Origin of the sequence: Acinetobacter sp. Swhac1 (assembly GCF_013390985.1) — a bacterium.
GTDB classification, from domain to species: Bacteria; Pseudomonadota; Gammaproteobacteria; order Pseudomonadales; family Moraxellaceae; genus Acinetobacter; species Acinetobacter towneri.
The window spans coordinates 25154-51734 of sequence record NZ_JACASN010000001.1 but is presented as its reverse complement, the minus strand read 5'-3'; the positions used below and the strand labels follow the sequence as shown (position 1 = coordinate 51734).

Here is a 26581-nt window from a genome sequence, read left to right as displayed (position 1 = left end):
TTGATTGCCAAAATGACAAGGTAATTCAAATCAACTATTCAAGTGCTTTTAAGCGAGTAATAATTCTGTCGTATTCTGCTTGTGTATTTCGATAGCTTGTTTGTAAAGATTGAATCATATCTTTTTTAAGCTCGATGTTTTTTAAGTTATTGTCCAAATTGGTTTTTAGTTGTGCAGGCACAGGTTTGACTTTGCGTAAATATTCCATTTCTTGACGTTTAAAAGTAATACGGTCGTTTTGCAACTGTTTGAGTTGTTCTTGTTGGAAAATAATTTGCTTTTTAATATGCGCTAAAGCGTTATTACGTTTGGTGATTGCAGTTTGACTATTGGTATAGGCGTTTTTCAAACGCTGATCAGATTCCATTTGATACGCTTGAGCAGCACGTTGTGGGGCTTTTTTAATATCCGTTTCGGTGTTGTATGGACGTGCGCGCTGAATTACTTGCATGTTACGGTCTAATGCTTCATAACCATGACGAATATGATTAGGTGTCACATTACTACTAATATTTGCAACGCCATGTTGATCATAATAGCGATACCACACCGCTTTGTTCTGGCTGTCAGCCATGAGTGGGGCAGAGGGCAATAGCAGTAACGCAAGCATGCCCAATTTGAGTGACTGCTTATTTTGTTTTAATTTTACAGCGAGTGATTTTGCAAAAAAAGTGCTCACGTTGTCCCCCACAATAAAGTTGACTAAATTACTTAAATTACACGTAATAATAGTGTTATATTAGATCAAAATTAGGAATTAAAAAAATACAACCGATAAAAAAATATCAATGGTCACACGAAAGTGTGAGCGGTTTGGTGATAATGGTGTAAAAGTGTAGCTTTACACTAAATATGTTCATTGAAACTACAAGTAAAGATATGTTAAAAATACGATCAATGTGTAAAATTTTTCTACTCAGTTGCTTGTACAAACAAAAATGGGAAGGGTCATTGAATGGACGATAAATTCCAAAATCTAAAAGTCATGGTGATTGATGATTCAAAAACCATTCGCCGTACAGCTGAAACACTTCTACAGCGTGAAGGTTGTGAAGTGGTTACCGCAGTTGATGGATTTGAAGCTTTATCCAAAATTGCCGAATCAAATCCAGATATCGTATTCGTAGATATTATGATGCCACGCCTAGATGGTTACCAAACGTGTGCCTTAATTAAAAACTCGCAAAACTACCAAAACATTCCTGTCATTATGCTATCAAGTAAAGATGGTTTATTTGACCAAGCCAAAGGACGTGTAGTAGGTTCTGATGAGTATCTGACTAAACCATTTAGTAAAGATGAATTATTAAACGCCATTCGTAACCACGTGACAGCATAATTATTAGTTAGTTAGATTTATTGGGGAAAATAATGGCTCGTATTCTTATTGTAGATGATTCACCTACAGAAACATTCCGCTTTAGAGAAATCTTGACCAAGCATGGTTTTGAAGTCATTGAAGCAGCGAATGGTGCAGATGGCGTGACCATGGCGCAAGCTGAATTACCAGATTTAGTATTAATGGATGTGGTTATGCCAGGCGTGAATGGCTTTCAGGCAACACGTCAAATTTCGCGTGGTGACACCACCAAACACATTCCAATTGTAATTGTGAGTACCAAAGATCAGGCAACTGATCGTGTTTGGGGAAAACGCCAAGGTGCAAGCGATTACTTAACTAAGCCTGTTGACGAAAAACAATTAATTGATGTGATTAATCAACACCTTAATGCAGGATAAGCTATGGCTGCAAATGGTTTTATTGAATTGCTTCGGTTATCTAAACGTGGAAACAAAAACTACGTTAGTACCGAAAATGAGGTAAACCGCTGGTCAGGCATTGCTTTTGAGATGATGGGGCAATATTTCGTTGCTCCATTAGGAGAAGTTTCTGAGGTTATTTATCCACCGAAATATACGCCAGTGCCAAATACCCAACCTTGGGTAGTAGGTTTAGCGAATATTCGCGGAAGATTACTTTCAGTTTCAGATTTGGCACATTATGTTTCTGGGCAAAGCAGCCAATATTCACCTACTCAAAAAGTAATGTGTATTAGTCATAATGACCATTATGTCGGTTTAGTTGTAGATCAAGTTTTGGGTATACAGCACTTTAATAAGAAAAGTTTCTTTTCTAAACACAATGATTTAGATAGTAATTTACAAGAATATTGTCAGGGGTATTTTCACCAACATAACCAACAATGGCATGTTTTCTTATTTAGTCGTTTATTGCAAAACCCAAAATACATGAACGCATCTATAAAATTTATAAATTAACTGTCGCGCACCTAAAAAATGAAGGCGTCAATCGGGGAGAAGCTGCATGGGCTTTAAACTTAAAAAGAAAAATTCAGGCGAAGAAACTGTCCGTAAAGCAAGTGGTCCAGGTTTTTTTGCAAAATTACAGGCGCGAACAGAAGAGTTTGCGAGTGTATTTGGCGAAACAGAAAAATCTAAGCCACTTATTTTAGGCGCAGCTTTTTGTATCATCTTATCGCTTTTCCTGTTGTTATACCTTTTTTATAGCGTGCCGCGTAATAACGATTTTACCCGTAGTTTGGGTGATTTACGTCTGTTGTCACAAACCATTTCACGTCAAGCAACTGAAGCGACTGCATCAGGTACGCCTGAATCTATTAAAAACTTAACAGATTCACAAAAAGCCTTTGCTGCAAACTTAGAAACAGTGAAAGATATTCACCCAAATACGGATACCTTGCGTGAAGTAGAAACACAGTGGAAATCGGTTTCTGAAAATATTGATTTGATTGCTTCACAACAAAAAATCATTAACCAACTCTATGACACCAACATTGCAATTGCTGAAACCATTCCGGGTATTCAGGCTGAATATAACTTGATGGTTGACCAAATGGCACGTCAAGACATGCCAAGTAGCCAGGTGGTTATTGCAAAGAACCAAGTATTCATTGCAGAACGTATTTTACGTTCAATCAGTTCTGTATTAACAGGTACAGATAGTTCACGTGAATCTGCAGATGACTTTAGTGCCGATACCGAAACTTTTGGTGCTTATTTGGCAGCGCAGTTAAATGGTAGTGCAGAACTAGGTGTACAACGTATTACTCAAGAAGATTTACGTAGTTCATTAGAAGGCATTCAAGCAGAATATGAAGATGTATTGAAATCTGCTGCTGCAACAGTTTTAAATAACTCAACACAAATTGTAAAAGTACGTCAGGCATCATCTTCTATTTTTGATCAGTCAGATAAGCTTTTAACCAATTTAAATAAATTGTCTAGCGGTTCAGGTTGGTCTATTGCAATTCCTGCAATTGGCTTAATTGCAGCATTACTTGCGTTCTTATTCTGTGTATTCAAACTCTTGAACTTACGTGGTGAAGCCGATAAAACTCGCGTGGTTCGTCTACAAGATGAATATGACCGTAACCAGAACGCGATTTTACGTTTACTTGATGAGATTGCCGACCTTGCGGATGGTGACTTACGTTCATACGCAACAGTATCGGAAGACTTCACGGGTGCCATTGCCGACTCGATTAACTTCGCAATTGACCAATTACGTGACCTTGTATCGCGTATTCACGAAACATCGCACGAAGTTGCACAATATACGGCAACCACACAGAACATTACCAACCAGCTTGCTGAAGCATCTGAGCATCAGGCGCAAGAAATTGCAGGTGCATCTGCCGCAATTAACGAAATGGCAATGTCGATTGACCAAGTATCTGCCAACGCTGAAGAATCAGCAGCGGTAGCAGAACGTTCAGTACATATTGCATCGAATGGTGCAGACGTTGTAAACCGTTCAATTGAAGGTATGGATATCATTCGTGAGCAGATTCAAGAAACCTCTAAACGTATTAAGCGTTTGGGTGAATCTTCACAAGAGATTGGTAACATCGTTGCCTTGATTAACGATATTGCCGACCAAACTAACATCTTGGCATTAAACGCAGCAATTCAGGCGTCTATGGCGGGTGAAGCAGGTCGTGGTTTCGCAGTCGTAGCCGACGAGGTACAGCGTCTAGCGGAACGTTCAGCATCTGCAACCAAGCAGATTGAAACACTGGTTAAAACCATTCAGACCGATACCAACGAAGCCGTAATTTCGATGGAACAAACCACATCGGAAGTTGTACGTGGTGCGAACTTATCTAAAGATGCGGGTGTTGCACTGGATGAAATTCAAACGGTATCGACCAACCTTGCGAAATTGATTTCTAACATTTCGGATGCTGCAAAACTTCAGTCTGCATCTGCAGGTCACATTGCAACCACGATGAATGTTGTACAGGAAATTACCTCGCAAACGACCAGTGCAACTTTCGATACTGCACGTTCGGTATCTGAGTTGGCCAACATGGCAGAATCATTACGTGAATCTGTAACTGACTTTAAACTACCTGAATAAGCGGGATTCCAGCTTGGGGAAAGGTGTACCTATACACAGTTATGGGTACACCATCATTCAGAGATAAAGCATCGCAAAGATGAACTTAACTTTTGGGTTAGGGGCATTCAGGATGGTTACAATTAAGTTGAAGTGCCTTTTGGTGCTGAAAACGTAAGAAGCCTTAGCTATGAAAGAAATATTAAAAAATTTAGTCGAAACAATGACGCTTCCTGAAGATAGTTATCTTGAGCAAGATGCGGAAATTCTTGAAATTTTTGTCGAAGAAATTGAAGAAATCTTCGAAGAATTAAATCCATTATTTACTACTTGGTTTGCTAACCCAACAGATCAAGAAACTTTAGTGACTATTCGTCGTCACTTTCACACTTTAAAAGGCTCGGGTCGCATGGTGGGTGCGAAGTCTGCGGGCGAATTGGCATGGACGGTTGAAGATACTTTAAACCGTGTGCTTTCGGGTGCGGTAACACTCAATACTGATATTCAAAAATACGCAAAAACTGTTTTAAATATTTATCAATACAAGCTTTATCCAATTTTTAAGCAAGTCGGTTTAATTGATCTTGATTTACGCCCATTGGTGCTTTTAGGACAACAATTACAGCAAAACCAAAGTCCTGAACCTGCATTGGAAGAGTTGCTGGTTTTAGCAGATCAACTGACTGCCACTGATATGCCGACAGGACTAGAATTGACGGATGCTGCAGTTGAAACAGCAGCTGTCGCAGCAGTTGAATCATCAGAAGATGTAATGACTGCTGAAGAAATGCCGCAGACAGAAGTTGCACAAGAAGAGGCTGCTGATGCGAGTCTATTGGCTGAAACTCTGGCTATTTTTGTAGAAGAAGCTGAAGAGCATTTAGCGACCATTGATCAGTTCTTGGCACAAGATCAGATTCACTCACAGGACTATAATGGCTTAATCCGTGCATTACATACACTGCGCGGCAGTTCGTCTATGGCGCAAATTGATCAAGTTTTTCAAGCCAGTTCTAAAGTTGAAAACTTGTTTAAAGTGTTTGTACAAGATGAAATTGAATCTACATCAAAAGAAACTGCGCTGTTGGTGCAATATGCAGAATTTGTCCGGGATTATCTGCATGTACTTCGTCAAGGTCACTGTGATAGTTTAGATGTTATCTATGCAACTTTTAATAAAGCTTGGGATAGCTACGGCTTTAGCACCAGCGATACGGAAGACTCTAATCCTCAAGGTTTAGTATCGAAGCTAATCGAACTGAATATTGATCGTTTACTTGATGCCGAATTTGAGTTTGATAAATTGGCGCAAGCGCAATTCCCAAGCTATTTAGAAGAACTCAGCGCACAAGCACAATTATTGGTAGAGCATACCGATAACCGTGCGTCTGTGGGTATCCATCAATTTACTGAAGAACTTAAAGCCGCTTACGACAGTGTTTTAGCCAAGCCAATCTTGCTTAACTCTGAATATGGTTATGAGTTGTTTGCACAGGCGCACCAAGAGTTTATTCATTTATTCGATACTTTGGCTGCGGGACAGCGTGTTACGGTTACTGAAGATATTCAGAAAACCTTAAATGACTTAACTGCATTCGTGCAGCAAGACATTGAGGCAATTGCACTTGAAGATGTTGAAACATTAGAGAGCGACAATGCTGTAGAAACAGCGGTTGTTGCAGAACCTGAAGCGGCACCAGTTGTAGTTACTGGCGAAAGTTCGGGCACTGTGAGTTTGGCACAATTGTCACAACGTATTGCATCAGATCAACAAAACATACATGCCGATGATGCCAACAAAGACTTCGATCCTGACTTGCTGGATATCTTCTTGGAAGAAGCAGAAGAGCTTTTGGTGGGTATGGATGAAGACGTCAACACGTGGTCAAAAGACGCCAGTGACACTTCGGCATTAAATAACTTAATGCGTTATTTGCACACTTTGAAAGGTGGCGCAAATATGATTTCTGCGACGCATATTGGTTTAATTGCACACAACCTCGAGTCGATTTACGAGCGTATCATTAACAACCAAATTGTTGTTTCACCTGCGTTAATTCAAATTATTCGTTTGGTGCAAGATGATATTGCAGACCGTATTCAGACCATTCGCGATGAGCGTGTGGACTATGCTGCGACACAGTCAATTGCTATTTTAGGCAACATTGTCAGCTTGGCACAAGGCGATGCAGATGTGTCAGTCACAAGTGCTGTAACTACAGCGCAGCCTGAACAGGTGATCGAAGCAGAAGAGGTTGATGCACAGCCTGAGTTGGCAGCAAAAGCCTTGCAAGACACGACTGCAGATTTAGCTGAAGATGATATCGCTATTGCTGATGAGGCAAGTCTGGAAGATGCTGTTACTGCGTCATTTGAACCGGTAACACAAACTGCAAGTCATGAAGCAAATGCTGAATCTGAAGATGAGCAATTACATTCAATTGTGGTTGAAACTTTCCGAGAAGAAGCGGAAGAAATTTTGGATGCTGCAGATCAGCGCTTGAAACAATGGTTTGAGCAGCGTAGTGACCGTAGTGTCTTGCTTCAATTACAACGTGCGGCGCACAGCTTAAAAGGCGGTGCACGTATGGCTGAAATTGAATCTGTTGCGCAAATTGCCTATCAACTTGAAAGTGCCTTTGAACAGTTTGCAGTGCATCAATTTAACTCAAATGTTTATGATGCCTTGCTGCAAACCACATTGGCATGGTTGCGTGATGCAATTTTCAAAGCAGATTACACTGATTATGACAGTTTAAAATCTAGCTTATCGGCGATGCAGTTTGTAGATGTATCTGCACAATTGCCTGAGCGGTTAACGCATAACGACTTGTTATCACCAAGCCGTAGTTATGAGTTTGTTCAGGGTGATGGTACAGAACCACCTGCAATGTCAGGTGAGTGGGGCGAAACCACAAAACTAGATAACAGCAATGAGATGATTCGTATCTCTGCCGATTTAGTCGAGAAGATGATTGACTTGTCAGGCGAGAACTCGATTAACCGTTCACGTATTGAAATGGAGCTAGGGCAACTGGGCGGTACGTTGAATGAGATGGAATTGGCGATTAAACGACTTGCCGATCAGTTACGTCGAATGGAAGGCGAGCTAGAATCGCAAATTATTGCCAAACATGGTTCTGAAAACTCACGTTATGCAGACTTTGACCCATTAGAGATGGACCAATATTCATCGTTGAATCAGTTGTCTAAATCTCTGGCAGAATCTGCATCGGACTTGGTGGACTTTAAGAGCACATTGGCTGACAAAATCCGTGATGCCGAAGGTTTGTTATTACAACAATCACGTATTCAGGCCGAAATTCAAGAAAGCTTGATGCGTACACGCCTTGTACCATTCTCGCGTTTATTGCCACGCTTACAACGTATTGTGCGTCAGACTTCATCGACCTTGAACCGTCCGACAGAATTGGTGGTTAATAACACTGAAGGTGAATTAGACCGTACTATTCTAGAACGTTTGGTGACACCTTTTGAACACATGCTGCGTAATGCGGTAGACCATGGTATTGAAGACCCTGTGCAACGTGCTGCTGCTAATAAATCTGAGGTTGGTAAAATTGAACTGAACATCACCCGCCAAGGTACAGATGTTGTGGTGACTTTTGTGGATGATGGTAAGGGTATTGATGATGCCAAGATTAAAGAAAAAGCATTGAGCTTAGGTTTAATCAAAGCTGATCAGAATTTAGATAAAAATGAAATTCTGCAATACATTTTCCACCCAGGTTTTACGACAGCAAAATCGGTTACACAAATTTCAGGTCGTGGTGTGGGCTTAGATGTGGTACAAAGTGAAATTAAGGCACTTGGTGGTCACGTATCAGTAGATTCAACATTGGGTCAAGGTACAACCTTCAGTATTCGCGTACCAACCACGGTTGCGGTATCTGATGCCTTAATGGTAAAAGTTGGTGATCAACAATTTGCTGTACCGTTAGCGCAAATTGACCGTATTGTACGTATAGCACCAACGACCTTGGAATCTTACTTCAACAGCAATGAAGATTTCTTCCAAATTGATAACCAGAACTATAAGTTACGTTACTTATCTGAGTTCGTTGGTAATCAGCCATTGCCGCGTTTAAGCCATGTGGGTCATTCACTACCAGTTCTGTTAATTAAAGGCAGTACAGGTCAAAGTATTGCCTTACTAGTTGATCAGTTGATTGGTTCGCGTGGTCAAATTGTTGTGAAGCCAATTGGACAACAGTTCTCAAGCATTGGTGCAATTGCAGGCGCAACCATTTTGGGTGATGGTCAAGTTTGTTTGATTTTGGATGGTCAGAATATAGCCCGTCAAATTCTTGCAACGCACCGAACTAAACAAGCCAGCGATCAACGTGATATCCAACGTCGTGATACACGCCGCTTAATTATGATTGTGGATGACTCAGTCACCGTACGTAAAGTAACTTCACGTCTGCTTGAGCGTCAAGGTTATGACATCGTGACCGCCAAAGATGGTATCGATGCCATGGAGCAGCTTGAAAACGTCAAACCTGACTTGATGTTGCTGGATATTGAAATGCCACGTATGGATGGTTTTGAGGTAACTAACCTCGTACGCCACCACGATATGCATAACAATCTGCCAATCATCATGATTACGTCCCGTACAGGTGAAAAACACCGTGAGCGCGCGTTTAGCTTAGGTGTGACACACTACATGGGTAAACCGTTCCAAGAGGCAGAATTACTTGCCAATATTGAACAATTATTAGCAGTCAGTCAGGGGTAAACGATGAGTCAGACGAATGGTCCCAATTTACTTGGGCAAATTAGTCAACAAGAGTTGCACCATTTAATCACCGTTTCTACGGGTTTTATTGATGCTTATATTGTTGAATGTCATGGTAAACACCCGATGCTGATACCTCAAAATATTGTGTTATCCGCACTAGATAATGCCACTCAAGTAAAGACTGTAGAATGGCACGAATCGCAATTGCCTGTTTATGCAGTCAATGACCCAGAGAAAAAAATGGGCGTGGCACTGGTTATTGAAGGCGATGAAATGGAGCAGCGTTTTGCTTTGATGTGCAATGAAATGCCTAAAACACTGCGCTTGCGTATTTCTGAAGTGGTAGATGATGACCAACAAAACACGACTGATCCTGCGGTATTCCAATATGTCCGTATGGGTGAGCAGGTCTTTCATGTACCAAATTTGCAATACATTCAAGAAAAATTAACGGCTTAACCGCAATTTTCTATGTTGTAAAACAGAAAAGGAACTTCAATAGAGTTCCTTTTTTGTTTTTTGTAACTAACTCTTATTCGATTTAAGTGAGTAACACTTCTAAAATCTGCTCATAAATTTCCGCTAAGGGTTCTAAATCAGCCACATCAACGTGCTCGTTAACTTGGTGAATGGTGGCATTGAGTACGCCTAACTCCAACACTTGTGCACCTGTCGGCGCAATAAAGCGACCATCAGATGTACCGCCACTGGTCGATAATTCTGTTTCAACACCTGTGACATTGCGAATGGCTTGACGTGCAGCATTAACCAATTCGCCCACAGGGGTTAAAAATGGCAAACCTGAAAGCGTCCACTCGATTTCATAATCCACTTGATGGCGATCTAAAATTTCCAAGACACGTGCTTTTAGCTCATCTGCAGTCACTTCAGTCGAATAACGGAAGTTAAAGGTCACCGTCATGTTACCTGGGACAACATTGGTCGCACCTGTTCCTGCTTGAATATTTGAAATTTGAAATGAGGTGGCAGGGAAGTATTCATTGCCATGATCCCACACCGTTTCACACAGTTCCGAAATCGCTTTAGACGCGGTATGAATCGGGTTAATTGCCAAGTGTGGATAAGCCACATGACCTTGTTTACCCTTTACCGTTAAGACACCATTGAGCGAACCGCGACGCCCATTTTTAATAATATCGCCTAATTTATGGGTACTTGAAGGTTCACCCACCAAACACCAAGTCATTTTTTCATGACGTGCTTCCAACGTTTCTACAACTTTTACGGTGCCGTTAATGGATGGGCCTTCTTCATCTGAGGTGATTAAAAAGGCAATTGAGCCTTTGTGGTCAGGATGTTTGGCGACAAAGCGTTCAGAGGCAACGACCATGGCTGCCAATGCTGTTTTCATGTCGGCACTGCCACGACCATAAAGTTTGCCATCACGAATTTCAGGTACAAATGGATCGGTATTCCATGCGTCTAAATTGCCTGTCGGTACAACATCTGTATGACCTGCAAAGCAAAAGACAGGTGCTTCTGTACCTTTTCGCGCCCAGAGGTTATCTACATCGTCAAAACGCATAGATTCAATCTTAAATCCAATTTTTTCTAAGCGTTCTGCCATGAGGTTTTGACAGTTGTGATCGACAGGAGTGACAGACGGTTGGCGTAAAAGCTGAAGGCTTAAATCCAGAGTAGCAGAAGAGGTCATGAGAGTTTCAGACGTTTATCAAGAGTAAGTGCTAATAATAGGGGAATAATGCAACAAAAGTGAAATTTTAGCGTGAAAAAACCTTGTCCGAGAACAAGGTTTTTTGTAGTTTTTGTGAAGATATTCCTGAAATACTCAGAATTATTTTCGAATTTCTTGTTGGGTTTTTTCAGCAGTATTACTCACCGCATGACCTGCAGAAGACACGTCTTCGCCCACGCCTTTAATTGTATTACAACCCGTTAAAACAAAGGCTAATAGTAGTGAAGTCGCTAGAATTTTTTTCATGATCATCTCCAATATGCTCTAGATAGATTATTTTGATGTGTTTTTTAGCTTAGGAAATAAACAGAATAATAAATAGGCAACTTTTATGGTGCTTACGTAATAAAATGTTGAAACAGTTATTCAGCGTGTTAAAGGGGGATAGCTAATCAGCGGTGCAGCGCGATACATATAAAATTGTGAATGTGCCTCTTGATAATACAAACCATCGCCCCACCATTGATTCGGTAGGCTACTGGCTTGAGCATTTTGACAAATCCATTCATGACGTTGTAGGCGATAAAACCGTTCTGCTTGGGCAGGAATATCACTCCCCCAAAGACCTAAACGACGAGCGCGATTAACCCAGTGTGGCGTAAGTGTTGTAGATGATTGTGCCAAGTGATGTATGGCGAAATACAATTGTCCTTTGAGTACAGCAAAACGGCGTTGAATCGGCACATCCAAGGCTTGTTTAAATTGAAATTGCTTTTGACTAAAATGATTCAGTTTACGCGCTAAAGTATCGGAGCGGTTTAAACCATACCAGTGTGCCAAAGAGCAATCCGCTTCGGCTAAGTAGTATTTTAATGCGACTTCCCAGTGTTCAACCTGCTGCGTGTCATGGTTGTGCAGTAAAAAATCCAGTTCACCCACAGTTTTAGCACCATCAATAATTTGAATACTGTGCCCCAATAATTCGAAGGGATGATAGTCACGATCACGCAGCCAAAACCACATCAACATTTCAAAGCGTAAGCCTAAACGGGTGCTTTTCAGTTGATTTAAAAAGTCGTACACTGCTTCTGGATGTGAATCTAAATAGGCTAAACGTGATTGATAAGCGTGATAATGCTGCTGCCAAAAAGTATCTGAATGGAATTCAAAAGCATGTTGAATGGGCAATTGCTCAGGCACAGCACATAAAATATTCGGACTTGCCACACTAAAAGCCAACTGACGGATGAGTGGGGTTTTGTAGGTCAGCCATACTTCGGGCAGAAGTTCGGGTTGATACAACTCAATCATTATGAATCCATGCTGAAAAATGCAGAATTACAACGGAAAATTAAAAAACGCTTTATACTACCGCAATTCGTAGTTTAGGACAGTGGTATGCAAAGCTTGTTATGGCGAAGTTTAGTGGTGATCTTTGTCATCCTTGGCTTTATTGGTGCATTGTTGCCGGGTATGCCTACTACTGTTTTCTTGATTTTAGCAGCTTGGGCATCGTCACGCGGTTGGCCGCAAATGGACAACTGGTTACTGAATCATCCTAAATATGGCAGTACACTCAGAGATTGGCGCGCCAATGGTACTGTACCGCGTAAAGCCAAATGGTTTGCAACGATCATGATGAGTATTAGTGCCGTGATAATGCTGTTCACAACTGCGCCCGTTGCGGTCAAAATTTTTACCAATACCACCATGTTGGTGGTGTGTATTTGGTTGTGGTTACGTCCTGAACCACAGCCGCCCACGAAAGAAGAAGAATAGGGTAGCGCAATGTCTTTTTTATACACACAAGCAGATATTTTGATTGATTTAGCCGAGCAAACTTTATATTTGCCGAAGCATCAGAAACTCTACGTCATCTCGAGTGGTGTGAATGGCATTGGTGAAACTGAAAATAGTGGTAAAACACCACGTGGCTGGCATGAAGTCGCTTTAAAATTTGGTGAAAATGAACCTGAAAATGCAGTATTTATTGCGCGTCAACCGACAGGTGAAATTTACAATTTAGATTTAGCTGAACAATTTCCTGAACGGGACTGGATTTTAAGCCGCATTTTATGGCTCAGTGGTTTGCAAGAAGGTTTTAATCAAGGCATTGGCTGCGATACTTTTCAGCGCTATATCTATATACATGGCACACCAGACACAGAACCGATGGGCATTCCTGCATCGCATGGCTGTATTCGGATGCGTAACCACGATATTTTAGAATTGTTTGAACTGATTCCAGAAAAAGCCTTGGTTTATATTTCTGAACACAAGCTAGATTTAAATAGCTTAGGGTTGCTTGGTTGATGGTGCGAGTCAATTGAATAAAGTTGTATTCATCGCAACATAAAAAACCAATACATTGAGCAGGTAGAGTGCAACGCTAACAAGTTGAAAAGCACATTAATTTTGCTTGAAAACTAAAATAACTTGCAGAATTTGTTTGTTTTTATAGCGGATCACCTATTTTTTAATCACTCAGTCACAAAAAACTGAAAACAAGCCGAAAAGCGTTTGACAGGCGGTAAAGATTCTCTATAATGCACCTCACAAACGATAAAGACGTTAAGGGCGCTTAGCTCAGTTGGTAGAGCGTCTGCCTTACAAGCAGAATGTCGGCGGTTCGATCCCGTCAGCGCCCACCAAGCCTTTACGTTATAGATTCTTACGTGCAGCGGTAGTTCAGTTGGTTAGAATACCGGCCTGTCACGCCGGGGGTCGCGGGTTCGAGCCCCGTCCGCTGCGCCACTTAAGATTCTTTAACCATTGTTTGTACCACAATAGTGACTTTGTGTAAGTGCAGCGGTAGTTCAGTTGGTTAGAATACCGGCCTGTCACGCCGGGGGTCGCGGGTTCGAGCCCCGTCCGCTGCGCCATTTACATAAAATTGCTTTTGAGGGCGCTTAGCTCAGTTGGTAGAGCGTCTGCCTTACAAGCAGAATGTCGGCGGTTCGATCCCGTCAGCGCCCACCAGATTCTTTTGCGATGCAGCGGTAGTTCAGTTGGTTAGAATACCGGCCTGTCACGCCGGGGGTCGCGGGTTCGAGCCCCGTCCGCTGCGCCATTCAAAAGAAAAGTTTAGGTTGCCTGATAGACTTAAACTGAAATGATGCAAAGTTTGACAGTTTTGCAAAATCAGAACAAAATATTGTTTTGATCTTATCAGGGCGCTTAGCTCAGTTGGTAGAGCGTCTGCCTTACAAGCAGAATGTCGGCGGTTCGATCCCGTCAGCGCCCACCATATTTTAGTATTTATGCTTGGCATACATACAAAAAAGACCTTAATTGCTTACGCAATTACCGTTGCAGCGGTAGTTCAGTTGGTTAGAATACCGGCCTGTCACGCCGGGGGTCGCGGGTTCGAGCCCCGTCCGCTGCGCCATTTTTCATTCCCTGATGTGAAAAATGTATTTCAAAGTTCAAGACGACGTTCTTTGCTTGTCTTGCATCATAAAAAATAACGATGTTATTTTTTAATCTTCAGGGCGCTTAGCTCAGTTGGTAGAGCGTCTGCCTTACAAGCAGAATGTCGGCGGTTCGATCCCGTCAGCGCCCACCATATCCTTTCATCCTCATTTATCTTATATTACTTGCGTATTGCAATAAATTCGCCTAAAATTTTTATTTAATAATAATACTAATATCCGTGACTTATGCGAAATCCTTATCAACGTAAAGCTGCATCTAAGCAAGCAACGCAAACTTATAATGCACAAGATATTTACAAGCAATTTATTGAAACCATTGTGTCTCAGGGGCATGTTTTTGCATTGTATGAAGATGGCTGGGCGCTCTGTGCCACGCCTACAGGGCAACGTGCTTTTGCAATGTGGCAAAATAAAAGTCTGGCAAAACTGTTAATTAAAGACAATTGGGCCAATTATCAAGTCGAAGAAATTTCACTGAAAGATTTTATTGAAAAAGTGATTCCATTTTTACGTCAGGAAGCCACCAATATTTCGATGAATCTAAGCCCAGAAGGGCAGAATGTATTGGTTGCCCCTGAAAAGTTATTGCTTGATCTAAAAAATTATTTGTATCAGGTGTATATGCAAAAACCTGAATTTTTTAAAGATATGCAAATTCCTTTACCACGCTCGATACGTTTGAATTAAGCGATCTGCTTGCTAGATTTTATTTTTAATACTCATTCAGCAGCCAACCACTGATATAAGCAAAATACTCGCGTAACCATGCGTTATAGCGGGTATAGAGTGGTGTCGTTGCACTGAGCATGCTGAACTGTGTGTATCCTTGTCGTTTGGCAATGGCTGCTGCACGTGGTGTGTGAAAGTCGCTGGTGACAATTATAATCGGTTGGGTTTTATCTGTGCCTAATGTATGCAGCAAGGGCTGACTGTTTTTCAAATTAAGTGCCGTACTGGTGCTTTGGGTTTCCAAGATAATGTGTGATGCTGCAATTGCATAACGTTGTTGCAAATAATTAGACATCACCTGTGCTTCAGTGAGTTGTTCCGCAAATGCAGGGCCACCACTAACAATGAAATAACTTTGAGGATGCGCTAAGGCATACGCGGCTGCAGTATCCAGTCGTTTGGCGAGCGTGGGCGATGGTTGTCCATTTTCAATGCCACTGCCGAGTACAATCACCACTTTAGCATTGTTGGTTACAGTATTTTGCTGCTGTGTACTGAAATGAATATAAGTAAAAAAGATCAGCAGGCTGATGCACCACAGCCACAATACGCCCCAACCGATTTTCCACAGCCAATCTAAGCGTGTATGTTGTTTTAAGTAGCTTTGAATCCAAGTATAGAAAATGGCATAACACAGCAGCATCATGCCTATTAAAACAGGTAAAACGGTGCCGAAATGAATTTTCTTTAAGCTGATGAGATAGGCACCATCCAATACTAAAATTAATCCAATTAGGCTACTCAATATTCTTTTAAATAGACTAAATTGTGTTTGTACGTGACTTGCTTGCATGCCTTGCATAATTTTATTGCACTGTGATGCTGTACAAACAGTATAGCCGAAGCTGCTGAAAAATTTTGCCTCAACTGAATTATGTTTCGGCTGAGGCTATGGATAAAACTTGGGTGAATTGCCAAGTTTTAGCTATAGAGCTACAGCGCAAGCCATTTAAAAAGTGTCAACAAATCCTAATACACATCTCGGCGATAACGTCCTTGCTGACGTAATTGTTCCAGTTGAGTCTCACCCAAAATATCTTTTAAGGCTTGGTCGACATCACTGGCCATGCCTTGAATGCTACCGCAGACATAAATCACGGCATTTTGTTCAATCCAGCGTTTTAATTCTTCAGCCTGTTCGCGTAACTTATGGTGTACATAGACTTTTTCGGCTTGATCACGGGAAAAGGCCAAATCAAGGCGTTGTAGCATACCTGTGCTTTGCCAAGCCTCGATGGTGTGCTGATAAAAGTAATCGTGCGCTTGCTGACGTTCACCAAAAAACAACCAGTTTTGGGTGTAATTCAGGCGGGTACGTGCATGCAATAAGCTCATTAATCCTGCAAGCCCTGTACCGTTGCCAATACAAATAATTGGGCGGTCATCATCAATTAAATGGAAAGATGGATTATTGCGAATGCGTAATGCGATATTTTGCCCAAGTGCAGCATGTGCAGTTAACCAACCTGAACCTAAGCCAAGCTCGCCTTGAGCATCGAATTTTTGACGCACCACAAGTCTTAAAACCTGTTGTGAAGGAATACTGGCAATTGAATATTCACGACTAGGCAAGGGTGAAAGTTGTGCCAATAATTCATCCGCAGTTTTAAATGTCTGAATTGGCGCGGTGAGGTCTTTATCTGCCAAAGCCTGTACTAAGGTTTGCTGACCATCAGCAAGAATTGTATTGGCATCGAGTTGATGCTGTTTTAAAAAGGCGTGAATCCGTGCAGTGCTGTTTTCAGGCTGAATTTCTGCAATATCACCTGCAGACCAATGCACATCATGTTGTGCTAACAGTTCAATATTGAAGGCGGGTGCGCCTAAACTGTTGGGATTTAGCAAGTCACGTTGCTGTAAGGTCCATGTATCAAAAGTTTTTTCGATATGCATACTTGGTAAGTCAAGTTGTGTGACCTGTACCAAAGCCTGATTCCAACGCTGTATGTCTGCAGGATTGGCATTATTTACTTCAATGGTATTGAACAAGGCATGTGCTTGATTACGTTGCAGCCATGCAGCAATCGTATGTCCAAAACGGCAGTAATGATCTGCATATTCACGTGAACCTAAAGCCAGTACTGCATAACGCAAATGACTCAGGTCACAGGTTTGCGGTAGGATTTTTTTCACAAAACTTGAGGTCAAATCGGGTGCATCACCTGTGCCATAAGTGCTAGCAATACATAACAGTTGGGTGGTGTTTTTAAGATCTTCAAGGCTGAGATGTTGCAGGGCTTTGACTGTGACAGGCTGATGTGCTTCTTGCAGACTAGTAGCGGTGCGCCATGCCAATTGTTCGGCAGTACCTGTTTGGCTGGCATAGACAATGAGCCAGTGTGCAGCATTTGGGTCGATCTGAAATTGAGTCTGGTTTTGACGTGCAGCAAGAGTCAAACGCTTTTGTTTACGACGTTTTAAATACAGCATCCAACCTGTGACGAAAAACAGCGGCATCATCAATGCAGAAAGCATGGCTAAAAATTGATAAACAGGCCCAAAGAAACTACCGCGATGCACAGGCAGCATACTGCTCATGATTTTTTCATTAAGCCGTTTGTCTACATATAATTCAAGTTGAGTAATACGTGCTTGTTGATAATCAAAAGTTGCGTTATTGCGCGCACGTTCATGTTGTGGAATGACATCGACAAAGTTAATTTCAATTTCAGTATTGGCGTGTTTAGGCACATTAAAAGTGATACTGGAATAATCCTGCCCCAATTGCTGCGGGAGATGTTGCCATGCCTTCGTCAATGCCAGATTGATTTGTGCCTGATCCAGCGTATTCTGCTTGGCTGGTTTTGTAGTGTTTGCGCGGCGTCCTGCAGTTTGTGTTTGCGCAGCCTGATGAAGTGCTTGAGCATTTGAATTTACAGGTTTGTTGCGTCCATCTGCTTGCAATTGCGCTTGTGGTCTTTCCACACCCATGACTTTAAACATGCCATTGCGCCACCACTCATACGACCAATACAGTCCTGTGCATGCCAAAACTAGATAGAAAATCACGACCCACGTGCCCACTACGGCATGTAAGTCCCAAATAAAATTACGTCCTTTTAATTGAGGTTTGAGCGCAAACCATTGTTTAAATGAATGGCGTTTCGGCCAGCGTAGGTAAATGCCACTTAACACAAAGAACAACAACATGAGGGTACATGCGGCTGTAATTTGTTTACCAATAGGCCCTACGGTTAAGTTGCGGTGTAATTGCTGAATAAACTGGAAAAATTCACGTCCCCGAATTTCAGGCAACACTGCTGCCGAGTAAGGGTTAATCAGGATATTTTGTCCACGTTTTGCACCTTCTTTCGCAATATTGATGGTTGAAGATGCAGCCGGGTCTTTTGCAACGGTGATGCTATTAATTTTATAGTCAGGTTGGGTACGCTGAAAATGTTGATAAATTTCTGCAGGGCTTAGTTTGGCTTTCTGCTCAACTTGTACCTGATAACTGTTCGGATTCATCCATTTTAGAATTTCTTGTTCGTAGGAATAAATCGCACCTGTCACGCCCATGAGTGACAAGATCAGTCCTGCAGTAATACCAAGGAACCAGTGAATTTGGAAAAAGGCTTTCTTCAGCATAAGCGTTGGTTGTTGAGTATGAATTGTGATGCAGAATAATGCAGAGATGAAGTTAATGCAAATGCTATTTATTCTCATTATCGTTCATTGTTTTAATTTTAAGCAAAAAAAACCTCCATCACAGGGGATAGAGGTTTATTTTTAAATAGGGATATTTAGATTTGCTTGGCTTCGCCTGCAGCTTCAGTCAAATGCTTGCGAATGGTGTTGAACGAAAAGTTCTTGCTGTCCATACGCTTAGGCAGAATATAAGCACCTTGCTGACCTTTTACTTTGAAGTTCATCAAGATAAACTCAGGGGTATTGTACCATTCATACACATCTTTCCAGCCAATTGCACCCACGCCTTCTTGAGCGCCCATTTGCTGACGCATCACGATACCGTGCGGCTGTACGCCTAAACGAATCCCTTTAATTTCTTGAACAGGAAATTCATTCATTTTTCGCTTAACGTACCATTCCAAGCCGTATTTACGCACGAGCAGGTAGAGCACCACACAGACAATGGCAACCCAGCAGAAAATTGTCGAATAATTTTTTAATAGCAGAATGCCTAAAATGGAAAGGGCAACAATCACACCCATAATAATCCATGCTTTCATGCCAATTTTATTGGTACTGCGCCAAATTACCAGTTGTGCGTGACGTTGTTCTTCTTCAGAAACTTCGTAGATCACAGGCTGTAGGGTATAGGCGTATAAACTTTTCGCGGTCATAGTGAAACTAACAAATTTAAAACTATAAAAAGTTTAGCATTAATTGCTGTCATGCAGTGAGTATATTGTCGCAAAATCATGCTAAGGTCGGTGAATACTTGTGCAGCTTAGGGCGAATAAGTAGGCACTGACCGTTTGCAGGATTGTTTATAAAGACGCCAGTTCAGTTGCGTCCTGATCATGTTCGTGGCTTAAACTTTGTTTTAAGCGACTTAATTGTTGCAAGATACTCATCATCAAAGATAATTGCTGCAAAATAATTAATGATTTTTGATCTTCTTCTTTGTTTTGGCTTAAACGCTGACGAATGGTTTGCAACATGTTGTGTGCACTTAAATCTGGCGTTTCATCTTTCAGTAAAGCACCTTGAATATCGTCCATTGCTTGATCGAGCAGTTGCAAGACTTCCTGATCGTCAATTTTGTCACGATGCGCTCCAAGTGCAGCAATATAGCTAATAAAGGTGTGATTTAGACACAAGAACTCAAAGGCTTGAGCTTTTTGATTGGGGTCAAAATCAGGTTCGGTGGCGAGTGTTGAAATCAGTGAAGCAACTTCTGCATCGGTATTATGAGCAGCACGGCGCACGACACGATAATTCAAACCGTTGTTGCGTCCATTTTTATATTGTTCAATCACTTCTGCCAAATAGCCACATTGCGCGGTGAGTGAGCGGCGAATCGTGCGTGATAGACGGCGGAATTTCCAATCGGGGAAGATAAAACTCACGCCAAACCATGCTAGCGCACAACCAATTAAGGTATCGACCATACGTGGTACGGCTGCAGCATAGCCTAAACCCTCTAGGTTAAAGTTCATCAGCGCCAAAATGGTCATAAAGGCAGTGGCTTGTGCATATTGTTTACTACGCAATTCAAAGAACAATATGCCACTAATCACTAAAACCAGTAATTGTCCTTCAACGGATGGCACAAAATATAAAATGGTGTAGCCGACTACAATCCCTGCCAGTGTCCCAATAATACGCAAACGTAAACGTCGTTTGGTGGTGTTAAAGTTGGGCTGCATCACAAACAGGGCGGTCAGTAAAATCCAGTAGCCATATTGAATGTTGGTGACTTGCACAAAAATATAGCCAATCAACAGCACAATCGACAAACGAATGGCGTGGCGGAACAAAACCGATTCGGGGGTTAAATGCTGCTTAATCCGAATGACAATATCATCCCAACTTTTTAAGTCATCATCTTTCAGTTGTTGTTCAATATGCTTGGATTTATCCAGTTTAATATTGCGTTCGGTTTCAAGGTTACGCAGTTGGGCATCAATTGATTTCAGGTTTTGGTATAAAGCAAACAGTGCATTAATCCAGACTTGGTCATATTGCTGTTCACTGCGCAGTTTTTCTAAAGACTGTTTAAGATTTTCAAAAGCATGTTTAAAACGCTTGTTATGCACATAAGGTTTACGGTGCAAAATGCTTTCGCTTAAATCTTTACAGGCTTTGCCCTGAATCGACAAAATGCGTTGGAAGCGAAATAAAATATCGCTGTGCTGAAATATTTTCGCCAGTTTTTGATAATCAATATGTGCAGAGTCGGCACGTTCGTGAATGTCTTGTGCGACAAAGTAATACTGTAAGCTACGTCGGGTATCTTTTTGCCCGCGGTCACCTTTTAAACGGGTCAGTAAAGCGGTTTTTAAGTCGTTAAAAATCGCAATTAATTTGCCATTTTCAAGTGATAAATCAATGATACTTTGTTGATAACTCGGTGCAGTCATATCCACATCAAATAGATTTGATTTGGCAAATAAAAAATCACCCAAAGAAGAATAACTGAGTGAAAGTTTGTCTTGTAAGGCACGAACAGGGAACAGTAAAAAGCTGATGGTCGAAATTAAGCCGTACCAAATTGCGCCCGAAACCAAAAGCAGCGGCTGCATGTACCAGTCATCAAATAGGTTGACGCCAAGCATGGAATAGACTGACACCACCAAACAGCCATAAGAAATGGTGGCATAACGTCGTCCGAGCGAACCGAGCAAAATTAAGACAATACACGACAGGATTAAGCCTGTAGCAAATAAAATAGGATGCGGAAATAAAAACTGAATTGATGTGGCGGTAACAAAGAAACCAATATAGGTATAGAGCTGATTGACAATACGCACCGAAAAACGGTCATCAATATCACTCAAACCTGCGGCAAGCACACCTAAAGTTAAAGGAATAGTGGCAAGCTGCATCCCCATAAAATAGGGAACAAAAGCAGTTCCCGCAAATGCAATGAGCATGCGGATGTTATACATAAATGTGGTGTTATAGGTCGCTTGTTTGAGCTTTATCAGCCAAGGTTTCAACATCATTCCTTTAAGTAAACTTTTCTGTCTAAACAGAGATTTATGCTGCAAGATGAAGGTTTGCGTACATTGTAACTGTAGATGAGATGTTTAGAGTACCTAATATGTGAAAATTCATCTTTGATCACAACAAATCATACTATGGAGCGTGTAAGCTTGTCTGTACATCTGTCATTTCATCATAAAATATGAGCATATCGAAAACGCTGCCAAGTTCAAGCAGTACGCCACCATCTGCGCAACAACCCAACATGCGGCAATATTCGACTGCGTGGATTTTATTGTTGGCGTTATTGACTTCGCTTGGGCCTTTATCGATTGATATGTATTTGCCTGCCTTGCCCGTTATGGCAAGCGAGTTTGGCGTATCGACCCAAATGGTCGCAAACAGTTTGCCTGCCTACTTTTTAGGTTTGGCATTGGGTCAACTGATTTACGGGCCGCTGAGTGATCGGATTGGACGTAAGCCGCCTTTATATTTTGGCTTGGCACTATTTTCACTCGCCAGTATGTTGTGTGTGTTTGCACAAAATGAATGGGGACTGATTGCTGCACGTATTTTGCAGGCTTTGGGTGGCTGTGTGGGTGTGGTAATTGCACGAGCAGCTATTCGTGATCGCTTGGATTTGCAAACATCCGCTCAAGCTTTTTCGAGCATGATGATTGTGATGACCATTGCGCCCATTATTGCACCTACGCTGGGCGCATGGGTACTTAGATGGATGAATTGGCAAGCTATTTTTGTAGTGCTGACCTGCGTTGGAATTATTTGCTGTTTATGTGTGCACTTCTTTTTTAAAGAAACTTTGGCGAAAGAACGTCGTTTAAATTTGAACTTTCAGCAAGTACTGACCTTATATTTTGCCATTTTAAAAGATCGTGATTTTCGTTTTCCAATGTTGGCAGGCTGTCTGACTGGTGGGGCATTGTTTTGCTATATCAGCGGTTCAAGTGCAGTCATGATGGATCAATATGGCTTGAGTGAAACAGCTTTTGCTTATGTGTTTGGTGCCAATGCGATTGGTATTATGCTGTTTTCGACCCTGAATAAAAAAATCAGTGGCAAATTGGGTGTGTTACAACGCTTAAAATTGGGCAGCATGATTCAACTGAGTGGTGCGGTCATTCTACTGCTTGCAGGTAGTTTGGGGTATGCACCTTTGGCATTGGTGATGGTCGGTTTATTTCTTGCCGTGTCTGGGATTGGTTTTACAGGCCCGAATGCCATGGCACTAGCTATGGCAAAACAAGGCGCACGTGCAGGAACAGCCAGTGCGGTCATGGGCAGTGTGCAATTCTTTTGTGGCTTGATTGGTGGAGTGTTACTCAACTTTTTAACAGGCAGTGCTTTGCTGAATATGGCTGTATTAATGCTGCTATTTATTGGATTTGGGATGTTTGCCGTTTTTCATATTTTGCAACCTCAATCAGATTGAGTTGGGGTCAATACTTTTTCAAATGGTGATTTTTTTCGAAAAAATCGGGCTTTTTAACAGAACTTAAATATATACAATAGTCTAATGGTGGTGTAAATACTTGAATAATCAACCTATTTAAGGTGTTGAATTTTATATAGTTTAATTGTTTGAATCTGTAATTATGATTAATTGTGATTTCTTATTCGGGAAAACTGATTTTAATAAACGTCATAACTTGATAGATTGAAGCCTGTAATAAATGACACAAATTGTAATATTTTAAATATTTGGATGTCTTGGACTATTTGGCAAAAGTGTTTTGATTTTTAAGCCATTTTTATAATTCGATGTGAAATCGATAGATGACGAACAAAATCATCATGCACGGATGCAGCGTTGTTTTATTTTGGAGAGATAAATGAGTCAATTACTCAACGGTCAATTTATGATCAAAGGTTTAGCTATTGCTGTTACAACTTTAATGGTAGGTACTGCACACGCAGCAAAAACTGAGCAACAACAAATTCAAGAACTTCGTCAAGAAGTTGAAGCGTTAAAATCGTTAATTCAGCAACAACAGCAAGTACAACAACAGCAGCAAACTCAAATTGCCCAAGTACAACAGGCGAAGCCTGCTGCACCTGTAAGTGCATTAAGCAGCTTAAAGTCTAAATCTGGTGCAGATGTTTCTATTTATGGTTCGATCCGTGGTGATGCAAACTATATTATTGATGGTGCGGATGATGACTTTAACGCTACCCATAAAACTGGTGCAAACAATGTAAAAGACAAATTACGTGCAACACCAAAAGTAACTCGTTTTGGTTTAGATTTTAATACTCCAATGGGTGATAACAAGGTTGGTGGTAAAATCGAAGTTGATTTTGCAAGTGGAGACAACTCTAAGTCAGAAAACTTACGTATTCGCCACGCTTATTTAACTTTAAACAACTGGTTATTCGGTCAAACTACATCGAACTTCTTGTCAAATCATGCACCAGAAATGATTGACTTCGCAACGAATATTGGTGGTGGTACAGCACGTGTTCCGCAAGTTCGTTACAACTACAAATTAGCCCCTGCAACACAATTATTCGTTTCTGCTGAAGAAGGCAATAGTTCTGGTACTGATATTTCTTATCGTGTACCGAATCTAACAGCTAAAGTGACACAAGCGTATGCGGAAGGTAAAGGTTCAGCATCTGCACGAGCATTGGTTGAACACTATAAAGACGGATCTGGTGATGATAAGACAGGTTGGGGCGCAGCTGTAGGTACGAATTATCAAGTTACAGAACCTTTAAAAGTATCTGCGGATGTCTCTTATGTTAAGGGTAACAGCAACTACTTATATGGTAGTAATTCAGCATATGTACTTGATGCTAATAAGAACATTGAGCAAAATGAAACGATTGGTGTACAAGTGGGTGCAACTTATAAGTTTTCACCACAACTACGTTCAACTTTAGCCTACGGTGCTTTATTTGCGGATGATGGTACAGACTATGCGCGTGCAGCAAATAATGCTGGTGCTAACGAGAAAGTACAACAAGCGTGGATTAACTTTATCTATTCACCTGTAAAACCAGTCGATTTAGGTATTGAGTATATCAACGGTGAGCGTGAAACATTTGCTGGCGATAAATTCAGTGACGACCGAGTAGGCTTTATGGCGCGTTATAGCTTCTAAGTCACCACTTTTGAGAAAAATCCAAAACAGAGCTTAATTTTAAGCTCTGTTTTTTTATTTTGAAAATTTATGTTATTCACTCAATAACTTAAATTTTATCCAGTTTAAAGGAATGTTGTAACTTCCTCTTATAGCTGAATACAATCATTAAAATTTTTAGAAAAAACCGCAGAAAATAGCAGCTTTTTGTCAAAAAAAATGCATAATGATCGACCTTTAATCTTGCTGTTTTTTGTCAAGTGGTTGAATATCTTTATAGGAAGGTATTTATCCACCTCAGATATTTGGGAGCTTATATGAGATTACCTCTCAGTGTTAAGCCGATTCAGTTGTTTGCACTCGAAGTCACCCCGAAAGTGAAAATGCTGTCTTTTGTCTTTCTTTTCTTCTGTTCTAGGCAAACGCAGATCATAACGCTTGAGTGAAACCAAAGGATGGGTTGGTTGAGCGAAATGCATACCTCTTAAACTTCGGTCAAATACGATACTGTTTACATACTTTGTATTGCGGCATTTTTTAGTTGATTTAGAGTCATAGTGATGCAAATGCTTTGGTTTGCATAGACAGTTCTTCATCATATTAAAAATAATCTGCAATCACTATATGGATATTGCCATGGAATTTACTTTTAATGCGTTTTATACGCTGATTGCTGCGGTCATCGTCCTGCTCTTAGGGCGACTTTTAGTCAATAAAATTGATTTTTTAAAACGCTATAATATTCCTGAACCTGTTGCAGGTGGTTTGGTTGCCGCTATTGTTTCATTGTTGGTGAATCAATTTTGGGGTTATAGCATTACCACCAGTAGCGCATTACAAACCAGTTTTATGCTGATTTTTTTCGCCTCGATTGGTTTAAGCGCCAACTTTACAAAATTGCGTCAGGGCGGAATTGGTTTAATTATTTTCTTGATTGCAATTTCCACATTTATTGTGCTGCAAAACTTTGTCGGCATTAGTCTTGCAACATTGTTAGGTATTGATCCACTAATTGGTTTAATTGCAGGTTCAATTACTTTAACTGGCGGTCATGGTACGGCAGGAGCATGGGGTGAAATTTTAGAAACCCAATATGGTATTCAAGGTGCTTTAGCACTGGGAATGGCAAGCGCGACCTTCGGTTTAATTATTGGCGGCTTAATTGGTGGTCCACTGGCGAAAACCTTAATCAACCGTCATCAATTGGCTGTACCACGTACCGAAGAACAAATTGAAAAACGTGATAATACCCCTGCAGATCAAGATTCCAATGAGTTTATTCCATTTGAATATCCGCATCAGGTGCGTTTAATCACTGCAGATAATGCCATTACCACTTTGGGTTTATTTGCAGCGTGTTTGGCATTTGCCGAATTTATGACAGGCGTTGCCAAAGGCACTATGTTTGAATTGCCAACTTTCGTTTGGGCATTGGCGGGCGGTGTGATTCTGCGTAATGTTTTAGAAAGTATTTTTAAAGTCAATATTTTTGACCGTGCGATTGATGTGTTTGGGAATGCATCTTTATCGTTATATTTGGCGATGGCGTTGTTGTCACTCAAATTATGGCAATTGGCCGATTTGGCAGGCCCGTTGATGGTGATTTTAGGTGCGCAAACGCTCACAATGGCGTTGTATGCTGCTTTTGTCACGTTTCGTATTATGGGCAAAAACTACGATGCAGCGGTATTGGCTGCAGGGCACTGTGGTTTTGGGATGGGAGCAACACCTACCGCGGTTGCTAATATGCAAGCCATTACCAATATGTATGGCCCATCTTATAAAGCATTCTTGATTGTGCCGTTATGTGGCGCTTTCTTTGTCGACTTGATTAACGTCGCTGTGATTCAGTCTATTTTGAAATTCTTTGCAGGTTAAGCTGTTCAGTTGTAGATAGATTGC

20 protein-coding genes and 8 tRNA genes are annotated in these 26581 nt (G+C 41.2%); 20 read left to right on the top strand and 8 right to left on the bottom strand.

The annotated features are described in order from the left end of the window. Positions 1-34: 34 nt before the first annotated feature. Positions 35-679: a hypothetical protein gene (locus HX743_RS00270; RefSeq protein WP_131261508.1), complete on the bottom strand. Its 645-nt coding sequence runs from the start codon at positions 677-679 to the stop codon at positions 35-37. Positions 680-955: 276 nt separating this feature from the next. Between HX743_RS00270 and pilG the strand changes: the two genes are divergently transcribed. The 6 genes from pilG (at position 956) to HX743_RS00240 (ending at position 9605) form a co-directional block, all read left to right on the top strand. Continuing rightward, positions 956-1339 (top strand): twitching motility response regulator PilG, encoded by a 384-nt coding sequence (gene pilG / locus HX743_RS00265; RefSeq protein ID WP_004975524.1) that lies wholly within the window; start codon positions 956-958, stop codon positions 1337-1339. A 32-nt stretch (positions 1340-1371) separates the two neighbouring features. Continuing rightward, positions 1372-1740, top strand: coding sequence for a PleD family two-component system response regulator (locus HX743_RS00260; RefSeq protein ID WP_004975526.1), 369 nt, complete (start codon positions 1372-1374; stop codon positions 1738-1740). Positions 1741-1743: 3 nt separating this feature from the next. After that, positions 1744-2280, top strand: coding sequence for a chemotaxis protein CheW (locus HX743_RS00255; RefSeq protein ID WP_004975527.1), 537 nt, complete (start codon positions 1744-1746; stop codon positions 2278-2280). A 46-nt stretch (positions 2281-2326) separates the two neighbouring features. Beyond that, on the top strand, positions 2327-4402 hold the full coding sequence (locus tag HX743_RS00250; protein WP_178318187.1) for a methyl-accepting chemotaxis protein: 2076 nt from the start codon (positions 2327-2329) through the stop codon (positions 4400-4402). 169 nt (positions 4403-4571) lie between these two features. Further along, positions 4572-9143 carry an Hpt domain-containing protein gene (locus HX743_RS00245; RefSeq protein ID WP_178318186.1) on the top strand — a complete coding sequence of 1524 codons (4572 nt, stop codon included), beginning with the start codon at positions 4572-4574 and terminating at the stop codon, positions 9141-9143. 3 nt (positions 9144-9146) lie between these two features. Further along, the gene (locus HX743_RS00240) at positions 9147-9605 is read left to right on the top strand and encodes a hypothetical protein (protein WP_019837493.1); all 459 of its coding nucleotides are present in this window, start codon (positions 9147-9149) and stop codon (positions 9603-9605) included. Between the two features lie 82 nt (positions 9606-9687). Here HX743_RS00240 and dapE read toward each other — a convergent pair whose 3' ends face one another. The 3 genes from dapE to HX743_RS00225 all read right to left on the bottom strand — a co-directional run bounded on the left by dapE (position 9688) and on the right by HX743_RS00225 (position 12114). Beyond that, positions 9688-10821 carry a succinyl-diaminopimelate desuccinylase gene (gene dapE, locus HX743_RS00235; RefSeq protein WP_178318185.1) on the bottom strand — a complete coding sequence of 378 codons (1134 nt, stop codon included), beginning with the start codon at positions 10819-10821 and terminating at the stop codon, positions 9688-9690. Between the two features lie 141 nt (positions 10822-10962). Continuing rightward, positions 10963-11109: an entericidin A/B family lipoprotein gene (locus HX743_RS00230; protein ID WP_096901466.1), complete on the bottom strand. Its 147-nt coding sequence runs from the start codon at positions 11107-11109 to the stop codon at positions 10963-10965. A 120-nt stretch (positions 11110-11229) separates the two neighbouring features. Continuing rightward, a complete protein-coding gene (locus tag HX743_RS00225) occupies positions 11230-12114 on the bottom strand; it encodes a DUF1853 family protein (protein WP_178318184.1) in 885 nt (294 codons plus the stop codon). Positions 12115-12201: 87 nt separating this feature from the next. Here HX743_RS00225 and HX743_RS00220 point away from each other — a divergent pair, with 87 nt between their 5' ends. The 11 genes from HX743_RS00220 to HX743_RS00170 all read left to right on the top strand — a co-directional run bounded on the left by HX743_RS00220 (position 12202) and on the right by HX743_RS00170 (position 14924). Continuing rightward, positions 12202-12582 carry a YbaN family protein gene (locus HX743_RS00220; protein WP_004968265.1) on the top strand — a complete coding sequence of 127 codons (381 nt, stop codon included), beginning with the start codon at positions 12202-12204 and terminating at the stop codon, positions 12580-12582. Positions 12583-12591: 9 nt separating this feature from the next. Beyond that, positions 12592-13116, top strand: coding sequence for a cell wall-recycling L,D-carboxypeptidase ElsL (elsL, locus tag HX743_RS00215; RefSeq protein WP_131261501.1), 525 nt, complete (start codon positions 12592-12594; stop codon positions 13114-13116). A 262-nt stretch (positions 13117-13378) separates the two neighbouring features. Then, a tRNA-Val gene (locus HX743_RS00210) sits at positions 13379-13454 on the top strand. A 26-nt stretch (positions 13455-13480) separates the two neighbouring features. Next, positions 13481-13557 (top strand) — tRNA-Asp (locus HX743_RS00205). 51 nt (positions 13558-13608) lie between these two features. Then, positions 13609-13685, top strand: a tRNA-Asp gene (locus HX743_RS00200). A 21-nt stretch (positions 13686-13706) separates the two neighbouring features. Further along, positions 13707-13782, top strand: a tRNA-Val gene (locus HX743_RS00195). A gap of 14 nt (positions 13783-13796) precedes the next feature. Further along, positions 13797-13873: transfer RNA gene (locus HX743_RS00190), tRNA-Asp, on the top strand. A gap of 101 nt (positions 13874-13974) precedes the next feature. After that, positions 13975-14050 (top strand) — tRNA-Val (locus HX743_RS00185). Positions 14051-14114: 64 nt separating this feature from the next. Next, a tRNA-Asp gene (locus HX743_RS00180) sits at positions 14115-14191 on the top strand. Between the two features lie 101 nt (positions 14192-14292). Beyond that, positions 14293-14368: transfer RNA gene (locus HX743_RS00175), tRNA-Val, on the top strand. Between the two features lie 94 nt (positions 14369-14462). Then, positions 14463-14924, top strand: a complete 462-nt coding sequence (locus HX743_RS00170) for a DUF2750 domain-containing protein (protein WP_004977378.1) — start codon at positions 14463-14465, stop codon at positions 14922-14924. 25 nt (positions 14925-14949) lie between these two features. Here HX743_RS00170 and HX743_RS00165 read toward each other — a convergent pair whose 3' ends face one another. From HX743_RS00165 to yccS, 4 genes are all read right to left on the bottom strand, one after another. After that, positions 14950-15768 (bottom strand): YdcF family protein, encoded by an 819-nt coding sequence (locus tag HX743_RS00165; RefSeq protein ID WP_178318183.1) that lies wholly within the window; start codon positions 15766-15768, stop codon positions 14950-14952. A gap of 167 nt (positions 15769-15935) precedes the next feature. Further along, the gene (locus tag HX743_RS00160; RefSeq protein WP_178318182.1) at positions 15936-18554 is read right to left on the bottom strand and encodes a sulfite reductase flavoprotein subunit alpha; all 2619 of its coding nucleotides are present in this window, start codon (positions 18552-18554) and stop codon (positions 15936-15938) included. 155 nt (positions 18555-18709) lie between these two features. Beyond that, positions 18710-19270 (bottom strand): YcxB family protein, encoded by a 561-nt coding sequence (locus HX743_RS00155; RefSeq protein WP_004977388.1) that lies wholly within the window; start codon positions 19268-19270, stop codon positions 18710-18712. Positions 19271-19417: 147 nt separating this feature from the next. Further along, positions 19418-21592, bottom strand: a complete 2175-nt coding sequence (gene yccS / locus HX743_RS00150; RefSeq protein ID WP_178318181.1) for a YccS family putative transporter — start codon at positions 21590-21592, stop codon at positions 19418-19420. Positions 21593-21843: 251 nt separating this feature from the next. Here yccS and HX743_RS00145 point away from each other — a divergent pair, with 251 nt between their 5' ends. From HX743_RS00145 to gltS, 3 genes are all read left to right on the top strand, one after another. Continuing rightward, positions 21844-23028 (top strand): multidrug effflux MFS transporter, encoded by a 1185-nt coding sequence (locus HX743_RS00145; RefSeq protein ID WP_131261542.1) that lies wholly within the window; start codon positions 21844-21846, stop codon positions 23026-23028. A gap of 400 nt (positions 23029-23428) precedes the next feature. After that, the gene (locus HX743_RS00140) at positions 23429-24700 is read left to right on the top strand and encodes a DcaP family trimeric outer membrane transporter (protein WP_178318180.1); all 1272 of its coding nucleotides are present in this window, start codon (positions 23429-23431) and stop codon (positions 24698-24700) included. Positions 24701-25315: 615 nt separating this feature from the next. Beyond that, positions 25316-26557: a sodium/glutamate symporter gene (gltS, locus tag HX743_RS00135; RefSeq protein WP_178318179.1), complete on the top strand. Its 1242-nt coding sequence runs from the start codon at positions 25316-25318 to the stop codon at positions 26555-26557. Positions 26558-26581: the final 24 nt, after the last annotated feature.

What these genes read in the sequence shown, in the direction of transcription:
- pilG (WP_004975524.1), top strand. Translation starts at nt 956, where the DNA reads ATGGACGATAAATTCCAAAATCTAAAAGTCATGGTGATTGATGATTCA.
- HX743_RS00260 (WP_004975526.1), top strand. Translation starts at nt 1,372, where the DNA reads ATGGCTCGTATTCTTATTGTAGATGATTCACCTACAGAAACATTCCGC.
- HX743_RS00255 (WP_004975527.1), top strand. Translation starts at nt 1,744, where the DNA reads ATGGCTGCAAATGGTTTTATTGAATTGCTTCGGTTATCTAAACGTGGA.
- HX743_RS00250 (WP_178318187.1), top strand. Translation starts at nt 2,327, where the DNA reads ATGGGCTTTAAACTTAAAAAGAAAAATTCAGGCGAAGAAACTGTCCGT.
- HX743_RS00245 (WP_178318186.1), top strand. Translation starts at nt 4,572, where the DNA reads ATGAAAGAAATATTAAAAAATTTAGTCGAAACAATGACGCTTCCTGAA.
- HX743_RS00240 (WP_019837493.1), top strand. Translation starts at nt 9,147, where the DNA reads ATGAGTCAGACGAATGGTCCCAATTTACTTGGGCAAATTAGTCAACAA.
- dapE (WP_178318185.1), bottom strand. Translation starts at nt 10,821, where the DNA reads ATGACCTCTTCTGCTACTCTGGATTTAAGCCTTCAGCTTTTACGCCAA.
- HX743_RS00230 (WP_096901466.1), bottom strand. Translation starts at nt 11,109, where the DNA reads ATGAAAAAAATTCTAGCGACTTCACTACTATTAGCCTTTGTTTTAACG.
- HX743_RS00225 (WP_178318184.1), bottom strand. Translation starts at nt 12,114, where the DNA reads ATGATTGAGTTGTATCAACCCGAACTTCTGCCCGAAGTATGGCTGACC.
- HX743_RS00220 (WP_004968265.1), top strand. Translation starts at nt 12,202, where the DNA reads ATGCAAAGCTTGTTATGGCGAAGTTTAGTGGTGATCTTTGTCATCCTT.
- elsL (WP_131261501.1), top strand. Translation starts at nt 12,592, where the DNA reads ATGTCTTTTTTATACACACAAGCAGATATTTTGATTGATTTAGCCGAG.
- HX743_RS00170 (WP_004977378.1), top strand. Translation starts at nt 14,463, where the DNA reads ATGCGAAATCCTTATCAACGTAAAGCTGCATCTAAGCAAGCAACGCAA.
- HX743_RS00165 (WP_178318183.1), bottom strand. Translation starts at nt 15,768, where the DNA reads ATGCAAGGCATGCAAGCAAGTCACGTACAAACACAATTTAGTCTATTT.
- HX743_RS00160 (WP_178318182.1), bottom strand. Translation starts at nt 18,554, where the DNA reads ATGCTGAAGAAAGCCTTTTTCCAAATTCACTGGTTCCTTGGTATTACT.
- HX743_RS00155 (WP_004977388.1), bottom strand. Translation starts at nt 19,270, where the DNA reads ATGACCGCGAAAAGTTTATACGCCTATACCCTACAGCCTGTGATCTAC.
- HX743_RS00145 (WP_131261542.1), top strand. Translation starts at nt 21,844, where the DNA reads ATGCGGCAATATTCGACTGCGTGGATTTTATTGTTGGCGTTATTGACT.
- HX743_RS00140 (WP_178318180.1), top strand. Translation starts at nt 23,429, where the DNA reads ATGAGTCAATTACTCAACGGTCAATTTATGATCAAAGGTTTAGCTATT.
- gltS (WP_178318179.1), top strand. Translation starts at nt 25,316, where the DNA reads ATGGAATTTACTTTTAATGCGTTTTATACGCTGATTGCTGCGGTCATC.